The organism is Longimicrobium terrae (genome assembly GCF_014202995.1).
GTDB classification, from domain to species: domain Bacteria; phylum Gemmatimonadota; class Gemmatimonadetes; order Longimicrobiales; family Longimicrobiaceae; genus Longimicrobium; species Longimicrobium terrae.
On sequence record NZ_JACHIA010000014.1, the window covers coordinates 73,820 to 85,861 of the forward strand.

The 12,042-nt window shown below is 71.6% G+C and carries 9 protein-coding genes; all 9 read left to right on the forward strand.

All coding sequences use genetic code 11. The features are described 5' to 3' along the window. Window positions 1-14: 14 nt before the first annotated feature. On the forward strand, window positions 15-494 hold the full coding sequence (locus HNQ61_RS19400) for a hypothetical protein (RefSeq protein ID WP_170036491.1): 480 nt from the start codon (window positions 15-17) through the stop codon (window positions 492-494). Between the two features lie 109 nt (window positions 495-603). Then, on the forward strand, window positions 604-3,192 hold the full coding sequence (locus HNQ61_RS19405) for a phage baseplate assembly protein V (protein WP_170036493.1): 2,589 nt from the start codon (window positions 604-606) through the stop codon (window positions 3,190-3,192). Beyond that, on the forward strand, window positions 3,179-3,805 hold the full coding sequence (locus tag HNQ61_RS19410; protein WP_170036495.1) for a hypothetical protein: 627 nt from the start codon (window positions 3,179-3,181) through the stop codon (window positions 3,803-3,805). Before HNQ61_RS19405 ends, HNQ61_RS19410 begins: the two co-directional genes overlap by 14 nt. Before the next feature lie 66 nt (window positions 3,806-3,871). Then, window positions 3,872-6,295, forward strand: coding sequence for a phage baseplate assembly protein V (locus tag HNQ61_RS19415; RefSeq protein WP_170036497.1), 2,424 nt, complete (start codon window positions 3,872-3,874; stop codon window positions 6,293-6,295). A 1-nt stretch (window position 6,296) separates the two neighbouring features. Further along, window positions 6,297-6,866 (forward strand): hypothetical protein, encoded by a 570-nt coding sequence (locus HNQ61_RS19420; RefSeq protein ID WP_170036499.1) that lies wholly within the window; start codon window positions 6,297-6,299, stop codon window positions 6,864-6,866. 2 nt (window positions 6,867-6,868) lie between these two features. Continuing rightward, window positions 6,869-7,228, forward strand: a complete 360-nt coding sequence (locus HNQ61_RS19425) for a hypothetical protein (RefSeq protein ID WP_170036501.1) — start codon at window positions 6,869-6,871, stop codon at window positions 7,226-7,228. 404 nt (window positions 7,229-7,632) lie between these two features. Further along, entirely contained in the window at window positions 7,633-9,348 is a 1,716-nt protein-coding gene (locus HNQ61_RS19430; protein WP_170036505.1) for a hypothetical protein, read from the forward strand. Between the two features lie 5 nt (window positions 9,349-9,353). Further along, entirely contained in the window at window positions 9,354-10,238 is an 885-nt protein-coding gene (locus HNQ61_RS19435; RefSeq protein ID WP_170036507.1) for a type VI secretion system baseplate subunit TssG, read from the forward strand. A gap of 17 nt (window positions 10,239-10,255) precedes the next feature. After that, window positions 10,256-12,037 (forward strand): type VI secretion system baseplate subunit TssK, encoded by a 1,782-nt coding sequence (locus tag HNQ61_RS19440; RefSeq protein ID WP_170036509.1) that lies wholly within the window; start codon window positions 10,256-10,258, stop codon window positions 12,035-12,037. Window positions 12,038-12,042 lie beyond the last annotated feature (5 nt).

Consider the following 12,042-nt stretch of genomic DNA (forward strand, 5'->3'; position numbering starts at 1 on the left):
CGGAGAGTGTGACGATGGCAAACCAGACTTACAAGCGGGTTCAGGTGGAAGTGGGCGACGTGAAGTTCTTTCCCGTCGAGGCGAAGTACTCGCTGGCCCGCAACGCGAACCAGGTGGGCCGCCGCATCGGCGAGTCGCTGCAGGCCCGCGCCTACGTGTGGCTGGACGTGCACGACACTTCGCGCCTGTCGCAGGACCAGATGATTTCGCTCTGGCGCAAGGCGACCGACCCCAAGGACAACCCCGAGAAGATCTCCATCACCTACTTCTCCGAAGACGGTGACCGGGTGCTCTCCAACGTGGAGTTCATGGGGTGGATCTCGGTGTTCCAGACGTTCAACCCGGCTCCGGGCGGCACCTCCATCATGGCCGGCGGCGACGGAAACCGCGGCGTGGCGGCGGAAAGCATGACCGGGTACAACAACGTGCTGTACCTGGAGATCGTGGCGGCGCTGGACGAGCCGAACGTGTCCAAGCACAAGCTGACCAAGTAGGCCATGGCGCCGGGCCGGGCGGCGCGGGGTTCCGCGCCGTCCGCCCTCGCCGCGGGCGCCGCCGGCGCCCGTGCAGGACTTCACGGCAACGCAGTGTGAGGGGCATCCCATGTCGGCCAGGCTGGAGGTGGAACTGGGAGGTGTGCGGCTCGCGGGCAGCCGCGTGGAGCGGCTGCAGGTGGTGGATTCCGTCACCACGCCGGCCGCCTGCGAGCTGGTGTTCTTTCGCGACGCGGGCGCGATGGGGGAACTGGACGCGCTCGCCGCCGCCCTGTTCGGCGGTTCGTCGTCCGGTGCCTCGTCGTCCGATGGTGGATCGTCGGCTTCGGGCGGATCTGCGTCCGGCGGATCTGCGGATGGTGGATCGGCGGGCGGCTCCGGGCCGTCGGGCTTCGGCGTGCGGGCGGAAGAGCTGCTGGATGCGCCGGTGCGCGTCACCATCACCGATCCGGCGGGGACGCACGAGATCTTTCGCGGCGAGCTGGTGAGCGTGCGCGAGGAGCACCTGGCCAACGCCGCGTCGCGCTTTGTCGTCTCGGCGAAGAGCCTGTCGCACCGGTGGGACCGTCACCGCGACACGAAGTACTATCCCAATTCCACGCTGGCGGACGTCGTTCGCGCGCTCGGCGCCAAACTGGGCGGCAGTGCGCCCGCGGGCGGGGCGCAGCTGAACTACGTGCAGTACGACGAAAGCGCGTGGAGCTTTCTCGCCCGGCTGGCGGACGAGCACGGCCTGCTGATGCTTTCGGCGGAGGACGGGATCGAGCTGCGGGGCGGGTTCAAGGATACGTCGCATCCGCTGTCGTGGGGCGTGGACCTGCTGTCGCTGACCAGCCACGCGCAGCCGGTGAACGCGGGGATGAAGGGCGCGCTGTATCAATCGAGTGAAAAGCGCGACCACCGCTTTCACGGCGTGCGCAAGTCGCCGGAAACGCTGGGCGGCGCGGCTTCGCTCCTCGCCGCCGTCGAACGCGGATCGACGAAAGCGATTGGCGGCGGCGATCCCGGCGTGCTCGCGTTCACCAGCCGCACGCCCACGCTGGCCGACGCCCGGGCGGCGCTGCAGCGCGAAAGCGCGCGCGCCCTGGGGAGCGGCGTGTGGGTGGAGGGGCGCAGCACGCGCGCCGCGCTGAACGCGGGCGAGCGCATCGAAGTGGGCGAGGGCCAGACCTGGCGGCTGCCCACCACTGGCGCGTTCGGGCTGGTGGAAGTGACGCACCGGTGGGATGGACAGCAGTATGAGAACGCCTTTCGCGCCACGCCCTTTGCGGCGTACCGTGCGCGGGAGGCGCCTTCGCCGTCCCCCATTCCCGGCGTGGTGACCGCGATGGTGGTGGCCAACGACGATTCATCCGGGATGGGCCGCGTGCGCGTGCGCTATCCGTGGATGGACGGCGGCGAGCGCAGCGGATGGGTGCGCACGGCCAGCATGTACGCGGGCAACTCGCGCGGCGTCGGCTTTCTGCCCGAGGTGGGAGACGAGGTCGCGGTCGGGTTCGAACAGGGCGACGCGGAACGGCCCCTCGTCCTGGGCTCGCTGTGGAACGGCGGCGACAAGGCCGGCCACGCGCCGGGGACCAAGCAGATCCAGACGATGGCGGGAAACACCATCCGCCTGGCGGACGCCAACGGCGCGGAAACGGTGGAACTGTACAGCGCGGGCGGCGCGGCGCGGCTGGCGCTGGCCAACGGCGGCACGCCCACGGTGACCGTCGTGGTCAAGGGCGACATGGTGATCGAGGCCGCCAACGAGATCGTGCTCAAGGCGGACCGCCTGGTGCAGAACGTCCGCGGAGACGCGACCAAGCAGATCAGCGGCGCGCTGACGCACACGGTGCGCGGTGCCGCGGTCGTCGACGCGCAGACCGTGGACGTGCAGGCGGCCACGGCGGGCGCAACGATCCAGTCCACCGCGGGGAACCTGACGCTGCAGGCGGGCGGCACGCTGACCACCAACGGGGTAGCCGCGCAGATCCAGGCGCCCGGGCACGTGCCGCAGCGCGTGTCGCCGCAGCGCGCCAAGCCGCCGGCCAGCGCGCAGCAGGGGCGGGCGGTTCCCAAGCCCGCGCCGCCGCGCACCAGCGGCGACGCGCGCACGCCCGGCGGCCCCGGCAAGCACGCCGCCGCGCCCACGGCCAAGAACACGCCGTGCATGGCCGCGCTGGTCGCCGCCGCGCCGGAGCGGCTGCGGGCCAACGCGCAGACCTCCATTCCGCTGCTGCTGGACGAGGCCAAGGCGGCCGGCTACTCGCGCGACCAGGCCGCGTACCTGCTGGCCACCGCGCAGCACGAATCCGGCTTCGGCCGCACAATGACGGAGCTGCGGCCGCACAAGAACTACGAGGGCCGCGAGGACCTGGGCAACATCCACAAGGGCGACGGCCTGAAGTACGAGGGCCGCGGCTTCGTGCAGATTACCGGGCGCACCAACTACACGGACTGGGGCCGCCGCCTGGGGCTGGACCTGGTGGGCCATCCCGAGCTGGCCACGGTGCCGGAGACGGCCGCCAAGATCGCGGTACAGGGAATGAAGAAGGGCACCTTCACCGGCGCCAAGATCAGCCGCTACATCAACGACCAGAAGACGGACTTCGTGAACGCGCGGCGGGTGATCAACGGCACCGACAAGGCGGACCTGATCGCCGGCTACGCGGAAAAGTACAAGACCGCCCTGGGATCGTGCGATGACTGGAAGTAATCCGCGCAACATCCTCGCGATCGCGCTGTTCCTGCTCGCCGGATGCGGCGGCGCGGGACCGGAGACGCGCGCGGCGGACGCGGCGGCGCCATCCTCGTCATCCGCTCCGTCCTCAGTGGAAGCACCGGCTTCTCCTGCCGCGGGCGCGACGGAAACGGTCGCGGCGCAGGCGGGAAAGGGGGGGGACGAGAATCCCATCTTCATCCCCATCCTGCCGCGGCTGCGGAGCGAAGTGCGCATTCCGCTGCGGCTGCCGGCGGTGCTGGGGTGGGAGGATGAGGCGCCCGATTCCGCGTTCGCCATCGTGGAGCGCGCGGATTCCGCAGGCTATGTGCTGATGATCGCCCTGGCGTCCGACTGCGACGGTGGAAACTGGTGCCGCTACGGAAGCGTGTCCGGCGGGCCGGTGGATGGGGACGACGGGGTGGAAGGGACGCCGGTCGCGCTGGCGGACGGCGTAACCGGGCACTTCGTGGATGCCACGTGCGGGGCGGTGTGCAGCGATTCCCGGCTGTGGTGGATGGAAAACGGCGTCCGGTATGCCGTCGGCGTCAAGGCGGCGGATGCGCAGACGCTGGCCGCCGTCGCGCGGTCGGCGATGGGGCAGAGGTAGTGCAGTCTTCCCGCCGCGCGCGGATGGGAGGGTGCAAGTGAGCGTTCATCGTTTCTGGAGCGGGTCATGTCCGTAACGCTTCGCGTCGAAGTCGGAACCCACGTGCTGCAGGGCAGCCGCGTGGAGCGGCTGGAGGTGATGGAGGCGGTGGGTTCCCCGGCGGCCTGCGAGCTGGTGTTCTTTCGCGACGCCGGCTCGCTGGGCGAACTGGACGCGCTGATGTCCGGCGGCTCGTCCGCGTCCGGTGAGTCCGGTGGCGCGGCGGAAGGCGGCGGAGAAGGCGCCGCGCCGGTGCCCGGCTTCGGCGTCAAGCTGGAGGACCTGCTTGACGCGCCGGTCCGCGCCGTGATCAGCGACGGGCTGACCGAGCACGAGATCTTTCGCGGCGAGCTGGTGAGCGCGCGCGAGGAGCACTTGGCGCACGCGGCGTCGCGCTTCGTCGTTTCGGCGAAGAGCCTGTCGCACCGGTGGGACCGGCACCGCGACACCAAGTACTATCCCAACCACACGCTGGCCGACGTGGTCCGCGCGCTCGGCGCCAAGCTGGGCGGCGACGCGCCCGCGGGCGGCACGCAGCTGAATTACGTGCAGTACGACGAGAGCGCGTGGAGCTTTCTGGCCCGGCTGGCGGACGAGGCGGGGCTGCTGATGCTGTCGTCAGAGGACGGCGTGGAGCTGCGCGGCGGCTTCAAGGACACGTCGCATCCGCTGTCGTGGGGCGTGGATCTGCTGTCGCTGACCAGCCACGCGGCGCCGGTGAACGCGGGAATGAAAGGCGCCCTGTATCAACCGAGTGAAAAGCGCGACCACCGCTTTCACGGCGTGCGCAAGGCGCCGGAAACGCTGGGCGGCGCGGCCACGCTGGTCTCCGCCGTGGAGCGCGGATCGACGAAGGCGGTGGGTGGCGGCGACCCCGGCGTGCTGGCCTTTACCAGCCGCACTCCCACGCTGGCGGACGCCAAGGCCGCGCTGCAGCGGGAAAGCACGCGCGCGCTGGGCAACGCGGTGTGGGTGGAGGGGCAGAGCACGCGCCCCGGCCTGCACGCGGGCGAGCGGGTGGAGGTGGGCGAGGGCGAGCACTGGCGCCTGCCCACCACGGGAACGTTCGGGCTGGTGGAGGTGGCGCATGTGTGGGATGGGCAGCAGTACGCCAACGCCTTTCGCGCCACGCCCTTTGCGGCCTGGCGCGCGGCGGAGGCGCCCTCCGCGTCGCGCATTCCCGGCGTGGTGACCGCGCTGGTGGTGATGAACGAGGACCCGGAAAAGATGGGGCGCGTGCGCGTGCGCTACCCGTGGATGGACGCGGGGGAGCGCAGCGGGTGGGTGCGCGTGGCCAGCGTGTACGCGGGCAACGGCCGCGGCGTCGGCTTTCTTCCCGAAGTCGGGGACGAGGTCGTCGTGGGCTTCGAGCAGGGGGACACGGAGCGGCCGCTGGTCCTTGGCTCGCTGTGGAACGGCGGCGACAAGGCCGGCCACGCGCCGGGGACCAAGCAGATCCAGACCAAGGCGGGCAACACCATCCGCCTGGAAGAAGCGGGCGGCGCGGAGGCGATCGAGATCTACAGCGCGGGGGGCAAGTGCCGCGTGCGCCTCAGCAACGGCGAGGGCGGCGCGCCCAAACTCACCATCGTCAGCCAGGGCGACCTGCACCTGGAGGCCGCGGGTGAGCTGCGCATCGAGTGCCAGAAGTACACGGAAACCATCGCCAAGGATGCCATCCGCACCATCGGCGGCGACGACCACACGACGGTCACCAAGAATTTCGTGCTGGCGGCGGAGGGGACGGTGGGCATCCGCGCCAAGGGGAACGCGGCGGTGCACGCGGGCGCCAACCTGGAAACCATCGCGGGCGGCACGCTGATCCAGAAGGGCGCCATCGTGCAGACGCAGCCGGGCGGGGCCAACGCCAAACCGGCCACCCCCGCGCGCCCGCCCGCCAAGCCCAGCGCGCAGCAGGCCCGGCCCAAGCCCGCGCCCGCGCCGCCGCGCACCAGCGGCGACGCGCCCACGCCGGGCGGTCCCACGCGGCGTCCGGCTCCGGCGGCGGCCAAGAAGCACAAGGTCACCTGGAGCAAGAACGACAAGTACGATCCCAACGTGGACCCGCGGGTGATGGAAACCGCGCAGAAGATCGCCGACAAGGCGGGGGTGGACCTGCAGCTTTCCAGCGGCTACCGGCCGGGTGACTCCGGCAACCACGGGCGGCGGCTGGCGGTGGACATCAACGCCATCAACGGGGTGGACATCGGGCAGGGGACCACGGCCAACCCGGCGGCGCGCGACCTGGTGAAGCGGGTGCAGGACGCGGCGCGCACCATTCCCGAAGTGCGCGAAAACTACGGGCCGTCGGGGCTGTACAAGGCCGCCCGCACCGGCGCGGAACAGGTGCTGCGAAAGCCGGGCGACATGGGCGCGGGAACCACCGCCAAGAAGCTGCTGAACCTGCAGCTGCAGCACAACAATCACGTGCACATCAGCCGGCAGCCGTAGCGTGCGACGTTTCGTGATCGGGATGATGGGAATCGTGCTGGCCGCGTGCGGAGACGCGCGCGGCGAGTACAAGCGCAAGATGGCCGAGGCTGACTCGCTGGAGGCGCGGATGCTGGCGGCGTCGGCCGGGTCTCCGCGGGTGTGCCTGGATTCCGCGAGCCGCGGGCAGGACACGCTGGTGTTTTCGGACGTGGCGATCGCGGAGGAGACCGAGGACGCGAGCGGAACGGAGATTTCGCTGTGGAGCGAGGGCGGCGCGTGGCGCGGCGAGGTGCGGCAGGCGGAGGGCGAGCTGGGCGCCCCGCGTCCGCTGCAGTCGCTGCGGCTGGATCCGCAGTCCGGCTCGCTGGCGCTGGCCTACGCGAACGATCAGGCGAACCTGTTCCGCTTCGGCGGCACGTTTACGTGCGGGCGCATCACGGGGCGGTGGGTCTTCTACCCGGGCACGCCGGCGGAGGACGCCGTGATGGTCCGCGTTCCGCGCAGCGGTTTCACGCCTCCGCCGTCGGAAGCGGCGGACGGGGCCGGGCCGGCGGACGGCGACCGCATCGCGCACCGGAACGGAGCCTGACGGTGGTGCAGCCGACGCTGCTGCTCCCCCTGCGCGTGGAGCCGGACGGGCAGCTGGCGCGCGGCGACGCGGTGGATTCGCTCGTGCAATTGTTCAAGGTGATGGCGGCCACGCCGGCGGGAAGCTGGGGGCACGCGCGCTGGTTCGGGCTGCAGGAGGTGTTTGCCGCCGCCAATCCGCTGCTGCACGACCAGCAGGCGCTGGCGGACGCGCTGAACGCCGCGCTGCGCGGGCTGGAGGTGCGCTGGGCCCGCGTGCACTCCGTGACCACCGCGCCGGACCGCGCCCAGGGCGAGCGCCACTTCCGCATCACGCTCATGATTGAAGGCGGCCGCGTGGAGCACACCCGCATCGCCGTCTAGCCCGGCGGATTTCGGTGGATCGCTCTGCGGATGGTGATCGAGAGATGCTGACTGCCTGTGATCGAGGAGCACTGTCGGCTGATGGTCGTCGCATGCCCGATGTCGGTTGATGATGGTCGATGTCGGTTGATGATGGTCATCGGGGATGCGATGCGGGGATGGACGCGGGGACTGATATGGCGGATGGTCATCGCGAATCGGCGCATGATGAACATCAACACGAAGCGCGTTGGTTGATGTTCATCGACACGCGCCAGGGATGATGTTCATCGACACAGGCCGGAGATGATGCTCATCGAGCGAAAGCCAGTGCTGATGGGCGTCGTCTGGTTGATGGTGGATGAGGAAGGGCGGGGACTCCGGCGCGGGGGCGGCGGAGAACGCGGGATTCCGAAGCGGAGCAGATGACGGATCGCACCACCACTCTGGGCACCGCGGCGCGCACCGCGTCCGACATCGCCGGCGAACTGCGGCGCGAGTTCGGCACGGCCATGGCGGACCGCTTCGGCACCCAGCCCCAGCAGGATCCCGTGCTGGCCACGCTGTTTCACGCGCTGGCCGTGCAGATCGCCCAGGTCTACGCCGAGGCGGAATACGCGTTCCCCGCGGCGGTGTTCGACGACCTGGTCAGCGGGCTGGGCATGCCTCCGCGCGTGGCGCAGCCCGCCCAGGTGGTGGCCGGCTTCAGCGACATCCAGCAGCGCGAGCCGCTCACGGCGGAGACGACGCTGATCGGCTACAACCGGACGGGCGAGGCGATCCCGTTCACGCCGGACGTGGCCATTCAGCTGGCGCCCACCGAGCTGGCCTTCGCCGGCGTGTACGAGGGCGGGCGGCTGCACGTGCTCCCCGGCGCCACGCTGCCGGGCGAGGGCGCGCCCATTCCGCCCGGGCACGTGCCGGTGCCGGGGTTCGGCGCGGCGGCGCCCACGGTGTTCCTGGCGTTCCGCACGGACGCGGCGCACCTGTCGGGGCTGGGGCTGTTCATCGAACTCTTTCCGCCGGACGGCCCCGTGGCCGAGGCGCTGCGCCGCAGCCCCTGGCAGCTGCTGGGCGAGGCGGGCACGGTGAGCGAGGAGTCCATCCTGCGCGTGTCGCGCGGCCGCGGCGGGGTGCAGCGGCTGGGGTGGTTCCACGGCCAGGCCTCGTCCGGACCGCAGCCGGGCGCGTTTCCCCTGGCGGAGGGCGCGTTCGGCCCGCAGGTGTGGGTGTTTCCCGAGATCCCCGCGGACCGCCGCCACCGCTGCGCCATCCCCGCGGCGCTGGCGGAAAGCGTGCGCATGCTGCTGCCCGAAGAGCATCGCGAGGCGCTGGACGCACCGCTGGCCTGGGTGCAGATCCCCATGCCCGCCGGGGTCAGCGGCGTGAGCAACGCCATCCAGCGCGTGGCCGTGAACTGCGTCACCGCCAGCAACGTGGAGGTGTTCAGCGAGCAGGTGGTGTTCGGGCGGATGGGGACCGTCGTGCGCTTTGAGCCCGAGGGGAGCCGCGAGCGCTACGTGCTGGGCGTGCGCAGCGTGATCGGCGAGTCGGGGACGCACTACGTGGCGGAATCAGACGTGGACTCGGCGCTGCCGCACGCGCGCTACCGCTTTCGCGACGCGCGCTTCGAGATCCGCCCCGCGCGCACGGAGAACGGGCGCTTCGACGCGTACGCCGTCGTCCGCCTCCTCGTCAGCGACGGCGACCGCGCCAACGGGCTGCAGGCGGGCGACCTGCGCCGCATCGACGCGTCGCTGGCCAACGTCACCGCGCAGGTGTCCAACCTCACCCTGTCGCGCGGCGGCGGTGCGCCCCCGGAGTACGGCGCGGCCAAGGTGCGCTTCGCCGAACTGCTGCGCACCCGCGAGCGGGTGGTGACGGTGGCGGACATCGACATCGCCTGCCGCGTGTTCGAGCCGCGCATTCAGGACGTGCGGGTGGAGTCGGGAACGGAGGTGCGCGACGGCGTGCCGCAGCGCGTGGAAACCGTCGCCGTCCTCGTGAGCCGCGCGGACTTCGCGGACCCGGGCGCGGAACTGCCGCGCATGCGCGAACTGCTGGAGGCGGATCTTCAATCGCGGGCCGTGCTGGGGCAGAACATCCGCGTGCTGCTGGACGACGGCCGGGGCGCGCGATGATCCGCATGCCCGACCTGTGCGCGCCCACGCGCGGAATCCGCCACGACATGGACTCCGCCATCGCCTCGCTGGTGCGGCTGGGGGTGGAGGTGGACAAGATCGTGGTCCGCAGCGCCGGGCCCGGGTGGCCGGACGGCACCGTGGTGCGGCAGTCGCCGGTGCCGGGCACGCCCATCGGCCCGTACACGCGGGTGATCCTGTCCGTCTCCGGGCAGGGCGGTGTGCAGAGCCTTCCCTATCCGCTGCGCGACGCCAAGGACGGCGAGTTCGGGGTGGACGGGCTGTTCGCGCTGTTCGACAATCCGGTGCTCAAGCTCGTTCATCACGTGCGGGAAGCGGGTCAGTTTCTTGCCCTTCACCCGGACGATCCGGCCAGCGCGCGGCGGTGGATCGAAGACATCTTCGGCATTGATCCCACGCCCTGGGCGCGCGAGCGGTGGTACGCCATTGCCCGCGTGCTCCCCGCGCTGCACCGCGTGGCCGGCCGCGCGGACGCGGTGCCGCTCGCCTTTCGCGTCGTGTTCGGCCTTCCCGTGCAGGGCGTGCGTCTGGTTCCCGGGCTGGTGCCGCTGGCCGCCAGCCGGCAGACGCGCATCGGCGCCGCCAACTCGCGGCTGGGGGTGGACACCGTGGCCGGCGCGGGCGCGCTGGGCGTGCTGCGGTTGGAGGTGACCTTTGGCCCGGTGGAGCTGGACGGCTACCGCGCGCACGCGCTGTCCGACGAGATGCGCGGCGAGCGAGACGCCATGTACCGATTGATCCTTCCCGCCCACCTGTGCGCGCAGGTGGCGGAGCGGTGGATGGTGGGCGATCCCGCGAATCCGCCGCGCCTTGGCGACCGGCGCACCGCGCCCACCCTGGGCGTGAACGCCCGCCTGGGCGAACCCTGACAGGAAGATCCGAAAGCATGGAACGGGAGGGGCTCAAGTCGGTCAACTGGGTAACGGGGATGCTGCTGACCCCCGCCCACTTCGTGCGCCAGGACCGCTACGTGGACGAGTCGGTCGCCTGGCTGGTCCGCTACTGCCTGCCGGGCGCGGGCCTTGTGGGCGGCGGCCCGCGGGTGGATACGACGCGCACCGGGCTGGCCGCGTTCGATCCGCAGCTGTTCGTGCACGACAACGGGCAGTCGGTGCGCGTGGGCGTGGTGTCCGCCCGGGGGATCACCCCCGCGGGGGAGATCGTGGAGATTTCCGAAACGGACCCGGTGGGGATCGAGATCGACAAGACCGCGCTGGCCGGCGTGAACGAGTCGCTGGTCTACATCGTCCGCACGGGGGAAAAGGAAGAGGACCCCTCCTCCGTGGGGGATGACGACGCCAATCCCACGCAGGCCGCGCTGCGCCGCCCGGCGTACGCGGTGCGGCTGGGGGCGGACCCCGCGCTGGCGGAGCACGCCCTGGTCGTGGGCCGCATCCGGCGCGTGAGCGAAACGCTGGGGTTCGACGCGGACGGGCACTACATCCCGCCCTGCGCCTTCGTGATGGCGCACAGCGCGCTGCACGGGGGATGGAACCGGCTGCGCGCGGACGTGGCGGACCTGGCCGGCCGCTTCAGCGAGTTGCACCGCACGGTGGCGGCGTACGCGGAGCAGATCGCCCTGCGCGGCGTGGACACCACGGCGGACCGCGACGTCCTGGGCTTCGTGGAGCGGGCGGTGCTGGCGCTGGACCACTGCGCGTACGAGATCCTGGACGCGGCCATGCCGCCGCAGCGCCTGTTTCAGCAGATTGACCGGGCCGGGCGCCGCGTGGCCATCGCGCTGGACCTGAGCGCCGCCACCCGCCTGTACTTCCGCTCCCTGACCGGCGCGGACGCGGGCTACGACACGCTGCTGGAAGAGGAGCGGCAGAGCCTGGCCGGCCGCCGCGAGTGGAGCCCGCGCGAGGACGTGCGCCATTCGCTGGACCGGTCCGAGCAGACGCTGGGCCGCCTGCGCCGCCTGTTTGAGGCGCTGGAGGCGCGGTACGTGGACTACCGGATCAACCGCTCCATCGACTCCCTGCGCTTTCTGCTGGAGGACGGCGGCGAGGGCTTCTACGTGGCCATCGCCACGCCGGGCCACCCGCAGCGCGACGGCGACCTGCTGACGTTCGACTTCACGCAGATGAACCTGCCCGGCCAGCACGAGTACCGCGTGCTCCTGGTGGGCGACGGGCAGGGGCTTTCGCCCTGGCAGGTGGGCGAGGGCTTCGAGGTGGACGTGCGGGTGAACCCGGCGGGCGGCTTTACGCGCCCTCTCTCCCGCACGGTCCGAGCGGAAGATCCCCGGCAGCGCAACTTCGCCGTCAACTTCGAGACGCCGCCGGACGTGGCGACGCTGTCCTCGCTGCGCGTGACGCTGCACCAGGGCGGCCACCGCATCCGCCGCGCGGTCCTCTACCAGCGCGGCCGCGGCCTGATCGCGGACGTCCAGGAACCGGCGCCGTCGCAGTCCGGAGCGGGCGCGCAGTCCGGCTCTACGCAGTTCGGCGCGGCACCGCAGCCCGGCTCGTCGCAGCAGTCCGGCTCGCCGCAGTTCGGCGGTACGCCGTCGCAGTTCGGCGGCGCGCCGGCGGCACCGCAGCCCGCGCCGCAGGCCCGGGTGGACGAACCCGCGCCGCGCGTCACCATTCCGCTGCCGCCACAGCCGGAGGAACCGGCCGAGCCGCGCATCAAGCGGATTCCGCTGCGCCGGCGCGAGCCGTAGCACCA